At 44.8% G+C, this 18,875-nt stretch carries 14 protein-coding genes; 1 reads left to right on the top strand and 13 read right to left on the bottom strand.

What is annotated here, in order from left to right; translation table 11 throughout:
• The 5 genes from rdgB to ung form a co-directional block, all read right to left on the bottom strand.
• Nucleotides 1–528, bottom strand: a 528-nt coding sequence (gene rdgB / locus KKA81_09485) for an RdgB/HAM1 family non-canonical purine NTP pyrophosphatase (GenBank protein ID MBU2651154.1), incomplete at its 3' end; no start/stop codon positions are given.
• A gap of 100 nt (nt 529–628) precedes the next feature.
• Nucleotides 629–2,014 carry an SGNH/GDSL hydrolase family protein gene (locus KKA81_09480; GenBank protein ID MBU2651153.1) on the bottom strand — a complete coding sequence of 462 codons (1,386 nt, stop codon included), beginning with the start codon at nt 2,012–2,014 and terminating at the stop codon, nt 629–631.
• 17 nt (nt 2,015–2,031) lie between these two features.
• A complete protein-coding gene (locus KKA81_09475) occupies nt 2,032–3,279 on the bottom strand; it encodes an outer membrane protein transport protein (protein MBU2651152.1) in 1,248 nt (415 codons plus the stop codon).
• Between the two features lie 103 nt (nt 3,280–3,382).
• Nucleotides 3,383–5,137, bottom strand: a complete 1,755-nt coding sequence (locus KKA81_09470; protein ID MBU2651151.1) for a BamA/TamA family outer membrane protein — start codon at nt 5,135–5,137, stop codon at nt 3,383–3,385.
• Between the two features lie 28 nt (nt 5,138–5,165).
• Entirely contained in the window at nt 5,166–5,837 is a 672-nt protein-coding gene (gene ung / locus KKA81_09465) for a uracil-DNA glycosylase (GenBank protein MBU2651150.1), read from the bottom strand.
• 324 nt (nt 5,838–6,161) lie between these two features.
• On the opposite strand from ung, the gene KKA81_09460 reads away from it, so the two are divergent.
• Complete coding sequence (locus KKA81_09460) at nt 6,162–6,938, top strand: hypothetical protein (protein ID MBU2651149.1); 777 nt, start codon at nt 6,162–6,164, stop codon at nt 6,936–6,938.
• A 47-nt stretch (nt 6,939–6,985) separates the two neighbouring features.
• On the opposite strand, the gene KKA81_09455 is transcribed toward KKA81_09460, so the two are convergent.
• The 8 genes from KKA81_09455 to KKA81_09420 all read right to left on the bottom strand — a co-directional run bounded on the left by KKA81_09455 (nt 6,986) and on the right by KKA81_09420 (nt 18,873).
• Entirely contained in the window at nt 6,986–9,280 is a 2,295-nt protein-coding gene (locus tag KKA81_09455) for a T9SS type A sorting domain-containing protein (GenBank protein MBU2651148.1), read from the bottom strand.
• Nucleotides 9,281–9,316: 36 nt separating this feature from the next.
• A complete protein-coding gene (locus KKA81_09450; GenBank protein MBU2651147.1) occupies nt 9,317–12,115 on the bottom strand; it encodes a T9SS type A sorting domain-containing protein in 2,799 nt (932 codons plus the stop codon).
• A gap of 248 nt (nt 12,116–12,363) precedes the next feature.
• A complete protein-coding gene (locus KKA81_09445) occupies nt 12,364–13,113 on the bottom strand; it encodes a tetratricopeptide repeat protein (protein MBU2651146.1) in 750 nt (249 codons plus the stop codon).
• A 21-nt stretch (nt 13,114–13,134) separates the two neighbouring features.
• On the bottom strand, nt 13,135–15,006 hold the full coding sequence (locus KKA81_09440; GenBank protein ID MBU2651145.1) for a BatD family protein: 1,872 nt from the start codon (nt 15,004–15,006) through the stop codon (nt 13,135–13,137).
• Nucleotides 15,007–15,044: 38 nt separating this feature from the next.
• Nucleotides 15,045–15,845 carry a tetratricopeptide repeat protein gene (locus KKA81_09435; protein ID MBU2651144.1) on the bottom strand — a complete coding sequence of 267 codons (801 nt, stop codon included), beginning with the start codon at nt 15,843–15,845 and terminating at the stop codon, nt 15,045–15,047.
• Nucleotides 15,842–16,885 (bottom strand): VWA domain-containing protein, encoded by a 1,044-nt coding sequence (locus KKA81_09430; protein ID MBU2651143.1) that lies wholly within the window; start codon nt 16,883–16,885, stop codon nt 15,842–15,844. The genes KKA81_09435 and KKA81_09430 overlap by 4 nt, the downstream gene beginning before the upstream one ends.
• Nucleotides 16,886–16,889: 4 nt before the next feature.
• Complete coding sequence (locus KKA81_09425) at nt 16,890–17,873, bottom strand: VWA domain-containing protein (GenBank protein ID MBU2651142.1); 984 nt, start codon at nt 17,871–17,873, stop codon at nt 16,890–16,892.
• 4 nt (nt 17,874–17,877) lie between these two features.
• Nucleotides 17,878–18,873 carry a hypothetical protein gene (locus KKA81_09420; protein ID MBU2651141.1) on the bottom strand — a complete coding sequence of 332 codons (996 nt, stop codon included), beginning with the start codon at nt 18,871–18,873 and terminating at the stop codon, nt 17,878–17,880.
• Nucleotides 18,874–18,875 lie beyond the last annotated feature (2 nt).

The following is an 18,875-nucleotide window of genomic DNA, read 5'->3' as shown; positions in this document are numbered from 1 at the left end:
GCTGATCTTGTTCTTTTCTTCCGGACTCATTTCTGCGAAGGTGAGTTCTTTTCCATCAGGAACAAAGATGGGATCATAGCCGAATCCGTCTTTCCCTCGTTTGGTATCGATAATGGTTCCGTTGACTATTCCTTCAAAAAGATATTCTTTTCCATCGAGGATCAATGCGATGACAGCGCGGAACCTTGCTTTGCGGTCAGTAGCGCCATTTAGTTCCGATAGTACTTTTTGGATATTATTTTCCGCGATGCAATCCTCCCCGGCATAACGGGCGGAATGTACTCCGGGCTTTCCACCCAGGGCATGGATCTCCAATCCTGTATCGTCGGCAAAGCAATCGCGCCGGTAGCGTTGCTGTATGATCCTGGCTTTCAGGATGGCATTACCTTCAAGGGTATGGGATGTTTCTGCGATTTCTTCCTGGAAACCTATATCCTGTAAGCTGTCGACTTCAAACTTATCTTTGAGGATTTGGCGGATTTCCCTCAGTTTATGCGGATTATTGGTTGCAAATATCAGTTTGTTCATATCCCAAAAGTAATAAAAATTCAGCATTGGCAGGCTTTACAACAAAAAAAGCTGCCCTGGTAGCAAGGCAGCTTTTTTAATTGTAATTATCATTAAATTATTACGGATAAAATATGGAGGGGTATGCCGCAATATTGACCTGAGGCACTTTAGCGCCAAAAGTCGCGTTGATTTTTTCAATGATGAAGTGAGCAATGAGCGCATTTCCCTGCGGACTCAGATGAAGCCCGTCGAGTCCGAAAATATTGCCTTCCACACCGGCAGTGGAGAAGGAGATACCTTCAACAAAAATGCCTTTTTCTGCATCTTTCAACAGTTTATGTATGTCGACAAAAGCAACATTTGCATTGTATTTTGTAAGAAGGTTGTTGATTTCGGTGTTGTAATTAGTGACGGCCGAATCGATTTTCTGTATTTCAGGTATGGAAAGGAAATAATTTCCAGGAATAGGCGCATAACGTCCCAGGAATTTACCGCACTGGATAGAGTCGCTGAGTATGGCCAGGATGATTTCACCTTGGTTCAGTTGGCGGATGCTGCTATCGGCATTCATCACAACGGGTGGATTCAGTCCTGCGTTGAACTGTATCCCCGGTACCTGGTGCATTTGCCAGAATCCGTTGAGCTGGTCGGCTTCTTCCTGGGTAAGGTAGATGCCATTATAAGGTATTGCAGTGAAATACGGCGCAGCCAACACATCAGGGACATTTAGAAGCACTCCTTTAGAGTCTGTAGCGCCTATTTGGACCATAGAACCGATAACAGCGTCCATAGCGGCTGAGAACCCCGGATGACCAATGATGGGATCCGGTCCCATGGTTGTTATTGCATGTGCAGGACCGGCTTCATCACCACCGGAGAGTGCATAATCAAGAACGTCATTGGAGCCAAGCCAGATACTAAAGAAAGTAGGAGCGATGGGAGCCGCTTCGTTCAATACAGTATTGTTAGCATTACTTGCAAAACGGCCGAAGAATGGATTCAAAGTTGCATAACCCGGAGTGATCACATGATACGATTTAGCGCCCGGTACCCCAATATTATTAAAAGGGCCCTGTGCTGCTACGGAAGCAGCGAGTGCAGCCTGCATCTCAGGTTGTTTCTGGATAAAATTGGGATCGGAGGGATAGGGTTTGTATTCCTCACCCATACATGTCATCAGCAGTGTCAGCTTAAGGTAGGGGATAAGCAGGGTTTGGCCGCCAACGGTCTGAGTACCTATACCGCCCGGATAAGTCAATAGCGGTGTTTTAAATTCCCCGCCACCAACGGCTTTAAACTGTGTTGCCAGGATGTTGGCATAAGAGTTCAGCTGGCCCTGTTCGTAAAGCGCTCCATCGGTAAATCCTGCAGTGAGGGAGTTTCCTACGGAAACATATTTGGAGAAGTCGGCTGAGCCCTTATCAGGTGTAAATTCATCCAGTTCCGGCTTACAGGAACCGATGAACGCAATGATCAATAGGTAGATAAAATATTTGTACTTCATGACTTTTCACTTTTTGGTTAGAAATTATAACTGATACCGATGCCCGGGATATTGGTCAGCACCTTATAGGTCCCGCTGAAGGTGTCTTCACCGGTTTCCTTGTTCAGGAGCTTTCTTTCTCCCTTCAGGCCGTGGAGTTGCAGGAAGGACAGATCGATGGAGAGCTTTTCAATGGGACGGATTGAAATACCGGCAGTCCATGCTATCGTATTCATGCTAACGGTTTCAGGGTTGAAATAGTCGTCGTTGACCGGGGAGGGATCGTAATAGGCACCGAGCCTGAAATCAAAGGTTTTGTTCAGGGTGTACTGGGCGCCGATACGGGTGATCCAGCTGTCTTTGTATTCTTTGTAGCTGGTGTTATTCAACATTTCTCCGCTTTCCTTGAAGGTGAATTCAAGTTCTTCGTAAGTGCTCCACTGAACCCAGTTTACTTCGAGGCCGAGTAACAGTTTTTCGGTAGCCTGGAAAGAAACGCCGAAATCGAGGTTGGCAGGAAGCGGAAGTTCAGCATCAAACTTATTATCTTTCGGGATTTGCTGCGTCACCAGTTCGGGGATGGTGAAAGTGGCATCACCGTCGGTAACTTTCATGGCAATCTTTGAACGGTAATCTATACCAACACTGAGTTTTTCAGTAGGCCGGTATTGAAGACCCACATTGAAGCCAATATTACCGGTGCTCCCTTCCAGTTCTGCCTTTGAGTCCTCATTGTAGTTCAATGCTTTACTGAGGCTTACTTTTCCATAGGCATAGATAAAGCCGGCGCCAATGCTTATTTTGTCGCTGATTTTGTATGCGATGGTAGGCTGGATGAAAATGGAAAAGAAGGAAATATCCTGGATGATATACTTACCGGCCCATGGAATCCCGTCTTCATTTTCTTCTTCCCATTTGGTGGAACTGCCATAGGGTGTATAAACTCCGAGTCCCAGGGTGATGTTTTCTCCTATCTTCCCGGCGCCGTAAAGGTAGAATGGAGTACTCATGGGATTGTCACTGCGGAAGATATCCTCTGTGCCGGATTTCTGAAACGCAATATTCGACATGATAGCACTTACACCGGCTGAAATGCTGAAGTCGGTTTTCATGAACGACAAACCCGCAGGATTGTAAAAAATGCTGCTAGCTCCAAAGCTCAGTGGTGAGCCAACCAGGCCCATCCCTGTCTGCTTTTGCCCCTGTAACCTTACCTGGTAACCACCGGCAGTGGCAACCCAACATAAGGCCGCAGTCAGCAAAATGGTAAAAGTAATTCTCTTCATAGCACAAATTTTGGTTAATAAACGATGCAAGATAGCATTTTTTTAAGTGCAATGATAAGTCTGAGGATATTGATTTTTTCTCCGTATGATTTGCCGGTAAATGTTAAAAGGCGGCTGTTATGCCGAAGTGGATCTTTGCACTTTTAAGGTCGATGGGATTGTTGAATTCCTTTCCCAATGCATAGCTTACTGAAAAAATCCCTGCGCGGGTGGCAAAACTCAGCCCTGCTCCGAATCCATATGGCCTGTCGATAATATCTTCTTCATGCGTTGTTTTTTCGTAATAGGCCCCGTTCCAGAAAAGACTTACATAGGAGTTGCGCTCAAAGAGATAACGGACTTCGGCAGTAAGGATATTATATATGTTTGCACTGAGGGATTCCTCATCAAATCCCCGTAAGGTTTTTAATCCTCCGAAGCGGAAAAGCTCATTCTCAAATAAATTGTCGCCACTCAGCCATGCTCCCTCTGTAGAAGCCATCACAGTGAATTTCCGGGCCAAGGGGATAAATCCCGACATGCGTAAATAGGTTTTGTACTGAGTGCCGGAAAGATCCATATTGTCGTACAATACCGGGTTGATAGCATCATTTTTTCTTATATTCTTATTACCGGCTGCTCCGCTTACGAGGATTGTGTATCCTGAACGCGGGTTAAACCGGTAATCCAGGTTTTCTGTGGAGGCTTCCAATCCGTAGTATCCTGTTTTCACATCTGCCCAGGGGGGCAGTGTGGTGGCGAACTCCAATCCGTATGTACTGATCAATGAGGAATTACCAGCTTCGTAATAGGCTTTTATATAATTATTCCCATAAAAAAGATACTGGATTCCGATATTGTTGTTTAAGCGGATATAACTGGTGTCTTTTTTATAAAGCTGGAATTGGTAATCCAGCCCAAAGGGCGTTTTGAATAGGTATGGGATATTGAAATGGAGGCGCAGGTCTTGTGAGCTTTCCTCCAGCTTCTTCCAGTTGATATCAATCAATTCACCTTTACCAATAATATTTATCAGTTTCAGTTTAACATCGCCGGTTAACAAAAGCTTGCCGCTGGTCTTATCGTTGGGGGCCAGTCCGATAATACCATCGAACTGGCTTGCTTTTTTCTTTCCAAGGTACAGGTATAGGGATGCTGCTTCGGGCGTAAAGGCTACTTCGTGGGGCGACAGATTTGAGATAAAAGGAATGCTGTTTATCCTGCTGCCGATTTTCCGAATTCTTGATTCGTTATAAGCATCACCGGGTTTGATGCCAAGATACTGGTAAATATAATTTCGTGTGATGCGAGCATCCCCTTTTATATGTATACTGTCGATGCTTACCGGTATATTCCTGTCGATATTTAGCGCCGCGGAAATTTCTCCGTGGTTTATACTAATAGAGTCGAGTTTCACCGTGGCAAAGGGGTATCCATGGTTTTCCAGATAAATGAGTATTTTTTCCAGGAAGGATGAAAGATTATTATAATTAAATATGGTATTCCGGTAATTCATGGATTTCCTGTATCCTGCTCCACGGAGTATTTCGGGATCGGCATTTCCGGGTCTTAATCCTGTGAATTGATAACGCGGTCCGGGATTAATCCAGATTGTCTGATGCGTAGAGTCGTAATTGGAAGAATCTATATAAGCTTCGGGAAATCCTTGTCCATAAAGAAAAGAAAGTGCTTTCCCTGTTTCATGATCACGCCATTCAATACTGGCAAAGCTGCTTTCATAACGGAGAGAAGGCAACCTGGATTCCTGCATATACGAATACCTGATCTCCAATGTAAATGACTCCTGTGAATGCAGGTACATCCCTGTTTGGAGGACCAGAAACAGGATAAACGCTATTTTAAGTCTTTCCTGAAACATGCAAAATAGAAACGAAATCAAGAGGTTCTTATTCTAATCTCCAGTCTATTTCCTTAAGGCCGTTTTGCCGGAGTATTTCGTTAGTCTTGCTAAAATGCCGGCAGCCAAAAAATCCTCTGCTTGCTGAAAGGGGCGAAGGATGGGGTGCTTTCAGGATATGATGCTTTGAACCATCTATGATGGCAGCCTTAGCGAGAGCATAATTCCCCCAAAGCAGGAATACAAGGTTGTCCTTTCTATCTGATAAATCTTTTATCACTGAGTCGGTAAATTTCTCCCAGCCTTTGTTCTGGTGCGACCCTGCCTGATTAGCTCTGACCGTAAGCGTGGCGTTAATAAGCAATACTCCCTGGCGGGCCCATTTTTCGAGATTTCCGTGCTTAGGAGCCCTGATACCAAGATCGCTTTCAATTTCTTTGAAAATATTTACCAGAGAGGGAGGAGGAGGAACCCCAACGGGCACTGAAAAACAAAGCCCATGCGCCTGTCCGCTTCCATGGTAGGGATCCTGGCCAAGGATTACCACCCTCACATCATCAAAAGGTGTCAGGTTAAAGGCATTGAAAATGAGTTTCCCAGGAGGGTAAACTGTGTGTTTCTTCTTTTCTTCAACCAGAAATTCTTTCAGGGATAGGAAATATGGCTGGTTAAATTCTTCTATGAGCAATGCCTTCCAGGATGGCTCAATATCTGGGTTTATCCTGTTCATCCTGATTTATAAATAATTACCTGAGTTTCAATAACAATATCTTGAAGTAATTGTTGTTATTAAAAGAAAAATAATTTTACTTTGTATTGTAAAATCTATCTGCTTTGATCAAAAGGTAAAAATATGAAAAAACTGGCTATTATCATTACTGTAGCAATCATTGCTGTCGTTCTTCTTTCCTCCTGTGGTTCCGGCAACCGTTGCGCCGCCTACGGGGAGTCTTATAAATATCAGAAGCAACAGAATTATTAATTGGATTACAGGTAATTTCAGACATGTAATCCTCCGTTTCTATATCTGACAATGGATGGATTAATGTTATCAAGACTCAAGCTCATCTTTCTTTGTGGTCTCTTTCTTATTGCCAGCGGCCGGGTGGCGGCACAAAATAACTGGGAAGAGGACAGCATCCTCAATACAGTTTTGTTAAAGAAGCAGTTCAGCGGTGGTTTGGTGCTTCACAATCTCGGAATGGGGCTTCAATTCAGAAAAGGAAAGAACGTTACCTATTTCAGGACATTTTTATGGGAAGTGCAGGCAGTAAGCATGAAATCTCCCAAGCAGGTGCGAATCATCAATCCTTATTTCAGCAATGCAAGAAGTTATGTATATGGTAAGCTGAATCATGTTTATATGCTTCGTGGCGGGGTTGGTTTCGACCATTTGCTTAACCGAAAGCCTGCATGGGGTGGAGTTGAGGTTCGGGTTTTATATTTTGCCGGATTATCGGTAGCCATCACCAAACCCATTTATTTGTATATTTTGAATTTCTATTCGCCCGATTATGATTATACCATTGATGCTGAGAAATATGACCCGGAAAAGCATTTTTTAGATAATATTTACGGACGTGCCCCTTTTTCAATGGGATTAAATCAAATTCGCTTTTATCCGGGTCTTTATGGAAAATTCGGTTTCAATTTTGAATTCGGTGAATATAATTCCAGGATAAAGTCTCTTGAAGTAGGCGGTATTCTGGAATTTTTCCCCATTGGTATTCCGATCATGGCATTTCAGGATGAACAGGAAATATTCCCCACTTTATACTTAACATTCAGTCTGGGTAAACGATACAACCGTTTAGGGAAATAAAAAAAACCGGACTTTTTCAAGCCCGGTTTTTTATGTGGTTTTATTTTTTATTTAAACAGATTTATCTTTCTGGAGAAGTGTTGTTCTCCGTTCTGGAACCTCAGAATGTATATTCCATTTGAGAGGTTGTTCAGATCCAGTTTACGGGTATTACTTCCTTCGCTGAAAGTAACTTCCTGTTCCATGAGTATCTGACCGACGAGGTCCAAAACATAAACCTGCAGGGTTGTAGATTGCTGTGCATTGTAGTCCAGGTAAATATACCCATTGCTTGGATTAGGATACATATTCAGATTCTGCTCACTGATTTCCTGGATTCCCTGAGGCCCGGCAACCGTGAAAGACCACTTTTCACTATATTGTGTTGTGTCAACACCTTTTATAGCGCGGACTTTCCAGTAATACGTCTTTCCAGCACGTAAAGCCCAGCCAATCTTATAATTGCTTTTGGGTGCGTCAATAATTTCCTGGCAGCAGGGATTTATCATATCAGGAAGGGTGTCGTAAAGTACTTCATAAAAATCAACACCTGAAATGGCATCCCAGGAAAGAGTGGGTTTATCTATTTGGTTAATCGCTCCATTCTGGGGCAGGTCAAGGTAAACAATGTCGATATTGGTAAACATTCTTACGGCAGACCAGTCTGAATGATCCTTCAGGTGATTGGCCCTGACTCTCCAGTACATCGTTTCCCCGAAGTGATAGAACTCGATACTATCGCTATTGGTTTCGCTGATGTAGATCAACGGAGCAGAGAAAGCCGGGTCGGTGTCCATTTCGAGTGTATAATCAACAACTCCGGTTATTTTTTTCCATTCAAACTTTTCAAACATACCCAGGTCTGCTGCGTCTTCTGCTGGTTTTTGCAATTCCGGTGCTGCCTGTGTTGTGAACGACCAGGCCTGTGACCAGCCGGAGGTATCGGTAGCATGTCTTGCTCTGATCCTCCATGCGTAGACTTCTCCGAAGAGGAGGTATTGCATCTTTTTCAGGACTTCATTACCCGGAACCGAAATAATGTTTCCTGGAGTAACAAATCCACCCAGGTCATATTTCATGATGGTACCGCTTTTTCCTGTTGCAAAGCCCATGTCACCACCGAAAAATCTGATGGCATAGTAATCGGTCTGGAAACCTATGGTTGATGTAAACCAGTTGATACCATCATATTCCAAAAGGTTACCTTCAATACCAATGGCATAACCCAGTGTAGGAGTGAGGAATGCAATGGAAGTGAGGTCTTTTGTGATACCGCTTGTTGCTTCTGTCCATTCAAAACCATCATAATGAATAAGTTTTCCGCCTTTGGAGCAAGCCCATCCATAATTATCGGCAATGAAAGAGACATCGGTAATATCTCTTGTTATTGGAGAGCTTTGCTCTGTCCATTCGGTTCCGTTCCAGTAAGCAATGAATCCGCCTTTACCGACGATCCATCCGTTGTTTTCATCAACGAAATACATTCCGTAAATATCATCGCTAAAGGAAGTACCTGCGTCGTTCCAGACAGATCCGTCGAAGTGGTAAAGAGCGCCACCCAGTCCACCTGCCCAGCCGTTGTCGTTTGCAAGGAATGCCACGCATTGCAGATCTTCGGTGATACCTGAAGCCGGTTCAATATCCCATTCGGTACCTTCCCAGTACACGACGGTTCCGTCGTCACCTACTGCAGCTCCGAATCCACCACCGGCAGTGATTGATACGGCGTTGAGATTCTTATCCGTGAGGGTATCGAGGACAATTTCAAAAGAGTCTCCGGCATAATGGAGCAAGAGGCCGCTGTTTCCAACCAGCCAGGCTTCGGTTTCGCTGATAAGGGCAACATCATTGATGTCAACGCTGGTGATGCCGCTACGGTTTTTCCAGTAGTATGAAGTATCGATCTGGATATCGTAGTAGTCGGCTCCGGTGATACCTGTCCAGCCGAGTTCTACATCGGGTGCCTGGTCGATTTTAAAGTTAGCCGGTTTTAAAAGTTTCATGGTGTTGAGCACGGTAAACGACCAAACTACAGACCAGTCGGAAATATCCGGGCCGTCGATGGCCCTGACCCGCCAGTAGTATTGCTGTCCGAATATCAGATCTTCCATCTGTGCTCCGCTGAGATTGGTATTAAAGGTAACCGGATTACTAAAAGCCGGATCCGTATCGAGCTGAGCATCATACGTTACTTCCCCGTGGATTCCTGAGACAGCCTGCCAGTTGAGAATGATATCAGGTACTACGCCCAGGGCCTCATTTTCCGGTGAGATCAGGTTCGGGGTATACACCCGGTTCTGGGCAGCCAACTGGATCAAGGCTATGACGAGGAGAAAAATGAGTGTTGATAAAAGTTTTTTCATATTCAATGGATTTATGAAATTGAATAAATGTATAATTTACTTGATCACAACAAATTTGGAAACAGATTTCTGCTGATCGGAGATCACCTGCAGGAAATATGTTCCATTGGGCAGGTCATCAGTACTCAGCTGAATTGTTGAAGTTCCGCTGTTTTGCTGACGGATGCTTTCCTGCATGATTACTTTTCCATTCAGGTCAAATACCAAAAGGTCGACCGTACCGGCTTTTTCCATGGTAATCATGACATTGGCCGTATTGGAAACGGGATTTGGATAAATCAGCAGATCATTTCCTGATTTTTTGCCTATACCCGGATCAAAGATACCAACGGGTTTCTGGAACTGGTCGCACAGGAACAATCCTCTTCCATAGGAAGCTGCGTAAATCACACCGTAGTTGTTGGTTCCCTTATATGTAGCTTTGAGGGAATCCACACCATTCCAATAGGTATAGGTAAAATCCTGTTTGGAAATCAATTGTTGTTTTAACATATAAACAGGGGTTGTTCCGATGGTGAAACCACTAGGATCTTCAGGTACAAACCAGGTAGGATTGCCGGATGTGAAGTTTTCCGTCATGAAAATGCCTTGATTTGTTCCTACAAAGGCAATATCGGGATTGTCCATTTCAATAAGAGAAGCAAAGGCAGGCAAGTTGGGAATATTTCCCTGAATTGTTGCAAATACCGGAGTTTGGGCCAATCCATTAGTGGTTTTCATCACGGTTTGAGGAACGCCGAAAACTTCAAGGGTAAGAATGACATTATCAAAATTATTCGGGTCAACATAGAGGGAGGAGATCGGAACATCTATTGGATCACCGGAGGCATCCCAATTGATGGGCACTTCAGTGACCGAAACGATACAGAAGGGGCTGCGTACATCGGCACGGTCATAATCATAAGCATTGCGCAGATTAGATATCCGGTAAAGCCGGCCTTCCTGTGTACCCACCCAGAGGTAGTTGGCATCGGCAGAAAGAGCCAGGCTGCTGGGGGTTCCATCGTAATTTGAATTTGATTTGTCGGCAATTTTGAACCATTCGGGTTCTTTTCCGAAGTAAAGGATTTCCTTGGTCATCCAAATGGCATCGTCGTAAGCTCCGAGGAAATATTTGGTAGAGATGATATCCTTCACCGGGAGGCTATCTCCAGGGGAGAGAGCTACAGGGGTTGTGGAATAGAACGGGAATGCACGGTTATTGCTTTTAACAAGTATTTTCTCGCCGGTGTTGTAAGGTTTATCGGCAACAAACCATGTGGTATCATAGCTTTGATAATCTTCAAAGTTTTCCCACAGGATGGTAGGGGCATAGAAACCGGCATTGGCGGTGAAGGTTCCGCTTACATCGCTGCTGAAGAAGGTAGCCGACCAGTTTACACCAAGGTCTTCTGATCTTCTGAAATTGCCATCGGCCTGGGAATAGATGGCTACCATGGGATCAATGATAGGGATTTCGCAATATCCACCGGAGGATAAACTGGCAAAACCATTTGCATCGAAATACACATCGTAGCCGTATTTTGCGGTAGTTTGATTACCGGCTCCGTCAATTCTTACTGTACCGTTAGAAAGGGTTCCGCCTATCACTTTGCGTTTGTCTCCTGAAACACCGACAGAAGTAAACTGTGTGGAATAGTAGTTTCTGTGTTTGGGTTCGAAAGTAAATTCGATCGAATTAAGTATTCCTGCAAAAACACCTCCCTGTGTGGCGATCATGATTTCCCGGCTGTTGGTAGGGCGGAAAACATAATCATAATGATTCGGGCGGACATATGAAAAATAATAAGGACTGGCAGGATTATTGTTATCTCCATTGGATCTCATAGTCCATTGGAAGAATCCATCATCATCAATTTTCTTTCCTTCCCACATATTAACACCGCCAAGGAGGATCCTGTCCGGATCATCTACCATAACTTTTAGCACGTTATTCGTTAGGCCGTTACCATCACCGACATTGTTTCCTGAATTGAAGAAATTCAATGCAGTAGATCCACCCGGAGCGACAACATACCAATCACCTCCACCGTTGCTGGTTCTCCAAACCGAGTTAAGTGCACCGGTTGGTGTAACTACGGTAGCAAACATGATATCGGGATTGGATGGAGCGATGGCGAATTCAACTCTTCCGGAGTAATCGGGAAGGGTGTCGATAAGCATGAATGCCGATGGATTGCCGGTAGGGGAATAGTAACCCAGGGTAGCGTTATCGGCCAGAAGTATTCCGTTTGAACCAACTTCTATGTCAAAGCCTTCGCCCGACAGTTCAACATCGTCTGAAGTCTTAGCCAGGGTCCAGGTATTTCCGCCGTCTCCGGAATATCGCAGGCCGGCATTGGTAGCGGCAAATATTCTGTTTCCTGCCGGATCAACAGCTAATTTGTAAATGAACCACCAGTCTTCGGAAACAAAATTCGGAACCGTGGAGGGTATCTGAATGAAATTCACTCCATCGGTGGATTTCCAAATCCCGTTACCGATATCATTCGATTCAGTGTTTCCGGTTCCGGCATAAATGGTTCCGCTGGCATCCTGTACCATGGCAGATACATGAAGGGCATTTTCCGGCCCGTCAAGTTTTGACCAGGTTTGACCCAGGTTGGTAGTAATGTAAATACCACCGGTTGTGCTTGCTGCATAAACGGTCTGAGCGGAAGCATCCTGGTTGTCAAAGATGACTGCTTTCGTTTTGCCGGCCATATTGTTGGGACCGAGCTCAACCCAGTCTACGGTCGTTTGGCCATATAAACCGGCACTGAAAGAAAGGAACAGGAAAAATGACAAACCAATTACATAAACCAAATAGCGAAATGGTAAAATTTTATTTTTCATGTTAGATGGGTTTGATTTTTGGTTTAACAGAATATTAATTTTGTGTTAAATACATGTTAAATAGTGGCACAAGTTACACCTTTTTTAATTATGTGCAAACCGTAAAACCACAAAATATTAACAAATATAGGTTAAAATATTATCCTACACAAAGATAAAAGATTTAAAAAAAAATTCAAGCTGAAATAAGTTAACGGCCCTTAATGATCAGTTAACGGCTGGTTTGGAAGGGTAGTCGTCTCACAAATTCAAATCAATTCCATTGCCGATGCCGGAAGCCATCCTTCGCTTCCATTGGCGATCCGGATCTCGTACCAGCCCTCTACCTGATCAATAATCCGAACCTTAGTCCCTTCATGGATAACGAAGAGATCGACACTGTTACCGGAGGGTGACGATTTTACAGTTACCGTAGGTGTAAATATTATGGCATGCTCTCTGTTATGAAATTCCTTATATTCCTGCCAGGAAAAGAGCATTCCGAAGAGAAACAGAATGATGAAAATGATTCCGGCCCAGAAAGATGTTCTTCTAACGGAAACACTTCTGCTTATCATAAATGATATGGCCATAACAAATATCAGTGTAAACAAAACCACCGTCAACCATGCCCAGGCATTGGGAGTGAGAAGATTGCGTGCTGCTTTCCACCATTCGACATAGAATAACTCGGGTACATTTTCAATTTTGTCAACTATTCTGCTGTTTGCAATGTTAAGGTTGAATTGTATGTCCTTGTTCCCGGGATCAAGCTTCAGTGCTTTTTCAAAATAAAGGATGGCATTGGGGATATTTCCTGCCTTGAAACTGGCATTACCCATATTATAATAGAGTTCCGGTGAAAAGTAACCTGAATCAAGTATCCCTTGGTAGATATCGATAGCCTCTTGGTAGTTGCCCTGGTTGTATGCGTTTTCTGCCTCGGTGATTAACTGTGTATTGACCGGTTGCCCTAGTGTCAGATTCCAGGAAGCTATGAGTACAATAAGAATGATCATCGGTTTCATGGTTCTTTCTCCTTATTTCTTCAGTTCCTTTTCAATTCTGGTAATAATGTCGAGGGCTTCGCCGTAAATTTCATTCATACGCGAACCCGCATCACCCGGAGCAAAGCGTGCATATTCAGTGTGCTCCAGCGTGGCAGTAAAAGCGTTAATCGTGTCGCTGCCTGTCTTTCGGGCTGACAGTTTCTGCTGCACATTCTCCATTGACAGTTCCGATAATGGAATGTTGAATTTATTGCTCAGGTACCCCCAAAGTGCCCTGGATATCTCGGTGTAGAACTCTTTCTCCTGGTTTTTCTTCATGAACTCGTGTGCATTTTTCAGGTTTTTCCTGGCAACACGTGTAGCTTTTCTGTTTTTCAGGAGGGCTGTGTTTTGCTGAAGTCTGATTCTTCTGCGCCATATAACAAGTACAAGGATAAATAGCAGAATGGGGGCTATAAGCAACACGATGAACAATGTGCTGCCGAAAACAAGATATCCTGTAGTGTAAATGGTAAAGGGCAAACTTTTAATATGCCTGATGTCGCTGCCGATATATTGGATATCCGACTGCGCTACTCCACTGTAAACAATTTCACCTTCATTACCGCTGCCTTTGCTCACCTCGATTGTGTATTCGGGGGTTGTGCCAGTCTTGTAGCTTTGGCTTTCCAGGTCGAACCATGAAAATTCAACAGATGGTATAGTAAATGTACCCGCTCTCCTGGGGATTAAAAGATACTCAAAAGTGCGTGAGCCCGACATTCCCGAGGAAGAGGTCCGGATATTGTTAAGGATCCTTGGTTCGTAGCTTTCAATGTCGGGTGGGAAAGAGATGCTGAGGTTGTTGATCAGTTCCAGGTTTCCCTTACCGCTTATAGTGTATTTCAAGGTGATGGGTTCGTTGGTCTGAACGCTGGTTTTGTCTGCTGAAGCGTCAATCCGGAAACTGCCTACTGCGCCGTTAAACCCGGCAGGCTTACCGGCAGAAGGCAAAGGTTTTACATTTATGGTAAGTGGGTTGGATTCCAGCGCCACTTCCACGTTCTGATATTGCATGTTGAAGAATGGATCGTCGAAGAAACTGTCGAAGAAAGGATCTCTGACCCTTCTGGCTCCGGGCTTGCGAATTTTTGCTACACAATTCAGAATAACCGGTTCTATTTTCAGTTCTCCTGCCTTTTGGGGGAACATAGCGTATGCGGCATATTCGCCCACCGTGTATTCCCTGTTGTTGACATATTCTGAATACGTTGTGATCTGCCGGTTATCTTCTTTCAGGCTTTTGTACCAAAAACCCTGGAAGCTGGGTGCTTTCTCGGGCTGTATGTCGGATATCTGTGTGGTAGTATAAATTTTATATGTGACGATAATCTGTTCTCCCTGATAGGGGTTGGTTTTGTTAGCATAAGCCCGTATGAAAATGTCATCTTCTTCCGGCATGTCTTGCTGTCCGGCAGGAGTTTGGCGGGTAGAGGACGGGCTTCCACTCTGCGTAGCCGGTGCTTGTGATGATACACTTTTAACAACAGTTATCTTCAGCGGATTGGATTTATATTCCTTCCCGTCAATGGAGATGACCGCGGGCGGGATATCAAATGTGCCTTCCTGAGTTGCCTGCAGGATAAAAGAATAGCTTACATTGACCGATTGCGACATCTTTCCGTTGATGATCTGGTAATTCTGGCTGGTAGACACATTGGGACCTGTCAGAACGCGGAAACTCTCAAAATCAGGTTGTGCAAAACCTTTGCCCTGAGCATTCACCGAATATACCACCTGGAACCGTTCTCCGGTGCTAACCTGCTCCTTTGCGTTTGCCCTGAATTGAACATCCTGAGCAAAGGCAGGGAAACTTGTGAATAACAGTGTTATAATTCCGGTGATGAAAATTTTTTTCAGCATGGTTTTGATCCCCCGAATTTACCTTATGTTTTTGTTTCCTACCAATCTTTTTCCGATTTAACGCTTCTTGCCTGTGTGGCCTTTACTTTCTGCAACTTTTCCATGGTTTTTTTTTCGTCGTTCTTCAATGCCTGCAACATTCGTTCCGCATCTTCCTTTGAGATTTGCTTGGGTTGTGGTTGTCCTTGCTGCTGTTGACCTTGTTGTTGCTGATCCTGTTGCTGCTGATCCTGTTGCTGCTGATCCTGTTGCTGCTGATCCTGTTGCTGCTGATCTTGTTGCTGCTGATCCTGCTGCTGGTCCTGTTGCTGGTCCTGTTGCTGGTCCTTTTGCTGATCCTGTTGATCCTGCTGCTGATTTTGTTGTTGTTGATCTTTCAGGAGTTTTTGGGCATAGGCAAGATTATATTTAGCATCAAAATCGTCTGGATTCAGCCTGAGAGCATTTTTATAGGATTCAATGCTGGCGGGGAGAGCCTGTCCGGCAATAGCCGCACTGTCCTGGGCCAGCCTGAGTAAAGAATTACCCATATTATAGAAGGTCTTGGCTTTTACCTCCTCCTGCAGGTTAAATGTGAGCACGGAATCGTAAATGGCGGTGGCTCCACCAAATTCGTTTTGTTCATAGGTAACATTACCCAGGTTGTAAAGTCCCCGGTGCGTGGCATTTTCCTTTTGGACAGCTTTGAGGTAGTCTATTCCGGCTTCCTGGAAATTGCCATCCTTGTATGCCCGGTTACCTTTGCGGATCAGTTTTTCCTCGCTTTGTCCAAATGAAGGTAAGGCCATGATACCAATGAACACGGCCAGCAAAATTCCGGTGTTTAGTATTGTTTTCATGCCTTTTTCGTTTCAAATATCCTGAATTTTCTTGCCCATCGACCCTTTCTTTCCAGGATTAAGAATTCTGCAAGAAAGAGTATGAGGGCGATACCGATGAAATACTGGAACTGGTCTTCATAGTCAGCGAACATCCTTGTTTCCAGTTCTGTTTTTTCCATCCGGTTTATTTCATCAAGCACATCATCCAATCCGGTGTTCGAATTGGTTGCATTGACGTAGATGCCGTCGCCTGCTGAGGCTATCTGCCGGAGCATATCAACGTTCAGACGTGTCACGATGGTTTGTCCGTCGCGGTCTTTTTTATATCCTACGCGGTCACCCTGGGCATTGTAGACGGGTATGGGGGCACCCTCGGGTAATCCCATACCAATGGTGAATACCCTGATACCGAGGGCGGATGCTTCCGAGGCTTCTTCCACAGCGTCGCCTTCGTGGTTTTCCCCGTCGGTGATCACGATGATGGCTTTGTTATGCTTGTCGTCGGTGCTGAAAGCTCCGGTTGCCAGGCGGAGTGCTTCACCTATAGCTGTACCCTGTGATGGTACGATCTCGGTGTTTATGGTCGAAAGGAATAACTTGGCTGCTGCATAATCGGTAGTAATGGGTAATTGCATGTAAGCGTTTCCTGCAAATACAATGATACCTATCCTGTCTCCGTCCAGTTTATCGATGAGACGGCCGATGGCTTGTTTGGCCCTGCTGAGCCTGTCGGGCCTGATATCCTGGGCAAGCATACTGTTGGAAACGTCTAATGCAATCATTATGTCAATGCCTTTCCTCTTGATCTTTTCCAGCCTGGATCCGGTCTGGGGGTTGGCAATACCTAAAACCAGAAAGCCAAATGCGATCATCAGGATGATGAATTTCAGATAATGCCTGCCATGCACAGCATCGGGCATTAGTCTGGTCAGCAGGTCAGGATTGCCAAAGCGTTTCAGCGCCTGTTTTTTCCAGTACATCATCAAAGCGAAGATGACGGCAAAAACCGGGATCAGCAGCAAGAGGTACAAATATTCCGTATGTTCAAACCTGATCATGTTCTTATGGCAATGTTTTAAATATAGTGTTTCTTAATAATATTTCCAGGATGATCAATGCCATAGCCAGGAGGGCCAGTGGCAGGAATTCCTCGTTTTTCTTACGGAATTCCGTAACATCGATTTTGGATTTCTCCATTTGGTCGATTTCCTGGTAAATTTCTTCAAGTTTCCGGTTTGTAGTCGCCCGGAAATATCTTCCTTCAGTCATTTCTGCCACTTCCTGGAGCAGTTCTTCATCGATGTTTACCTCCATATTCTGGTACTGGATGCCGAAAGGGGTTTGCACAGGATAAGGTGCCATTCCTTTGGTTCCCACGCCTACCGTATAGATACGGATCCCGTATAGCTTTGCAATTTCGGCTGAGGAGAGTGGATCGAGTGATCCGGCATTATTCACCCCATCGGTCACCAGGATGATTACTTTGCTTATGGCTTCGCTGTCTTTCAGCCGGTTGACAGAGGTTGCAAGTCCGTCGCCGATGGCAGTTCCATCTTCTATCATTCCGCTTTTAATATCTTTAAACAGATTCTGTATGATTCTGTGATCGGTTGTCAGCGGGGCCTGAGTAAAGGTTTCCCCGCTGAAAATTACCAGTCCTATCCTGTCATCCGGCCGTCCTCCGATGAAATCCATGATGACTGATTTGGCAGCCTCCAGCCTGTCGGGTTTCAGGTCCTGAGCGAGCATGCTGCCGGAAACGTCAAGTGCCATAACGATATCAATCCCTTCGATGGTGACATCCTGACGGCTCAGGCTTGACTGGGGTCTTGCCATGACCAGGATCAGCAGTCCGATGGCCAGTAATCTGAACGCAAACAATACATGGATCATGTTTTGGCGAAGGGTACGGCGCTTTCCGGAGAAACTGCCGGTACTGGAAATCTGGACTGCAGCATGGTTCTTTTTGAGCTTATACCAATACCATGCTCCCATGGCAGGCAGAACCAGCAGGAGATAAAGGAATCCCGGATCTTCAAAGGTTATGTTGCTAAACATGGTCCTCTTGTTTAAAGGTTTCTTCCTGGGTATCTTCACCCGTTCCAGCGGTTTCCGTAATTTTCAGGATGGTTTCCCTTACAAAATCAATGCTGTTGTTCAGTGTAAGGTCGTTCTCCAGCGGTAGAGGCTGTTCCTTGGCAAACTTCACCAGGTCGGCCAGGATGAGTGTTTGTCTGAGTTTGTCAAAAGCATCATTATTGATGTTCTGTTCTTTCAAGCCATCCAGTATTTCATCGGTTGTCATCTCCACTGCCCTGACGTTGAATCTGTTCTCTATATAATCCCTGACGATATCGGTCATCTCAGTGTAATATTCCTTGGTTTTCCCGCTTTGCCATAGTTTCCTGTGCCTTAGTTTCTCAAGTCCTTCGAGGGCAAGCTCATGGGCAGGACGGGTTGGCTTTAGTCTGGGTGCAAACAGCGGTTGGTGTTTTTTTCGTTTCCTGAAATAATAATATATAAACCAGGCTGCCAGGGTAATCAGCAATGCGCCAATTATCCATGGGAAGACCTCCCGAAAGGTAAGCGGTGCCCCCAGCGGTGCTTTGATGGGTTTGATGGCCGCTGTTGTGTCGACCTCAACCGTATTAACTTTCAGGTATAAAGGAAACGTTGACACGTATTGTATGGAAGTATCTCCTTCCTGAGCATAAAGGAAGGATAATGGAGGTATTTTATGATAACCCGAGTCGAAGGAAGTGATGATCAACCTTTGGGAGACCCTGGTTAAATTTCCACTTTTATCGTTAGCGGTATCGGCAGGTTCTATTTTAATGACTTCTATGTTCCCGGAAAGCGTATCCTGGAAAACAGGCCAGGCCAAACGCATATTTTTGGGAAACGACGCTGTTATCAGCAATCCGGTCTGGTCACCGATCAGGATATCGTTTGTATCGAGCCTGGTGCTGACGACAGGTGTCTGTGACCGGCCGGTAAAGGAGACCAGTATCAATAGTATCGGGATTATTACTTTCAGTGAATCCATGG

This window comes from Bacteroidota bacterium, from assembly GCA_018831055.1.
GTDB lineage: Bacteria > Bacteroidota > Bacteroidia > Bacteroidales > B18-G4 > M55B132.
Note: the sequence above shows the minus strand (reverse complement) of the source record. Positions and strands in the feature narration are given on the sequence as shown.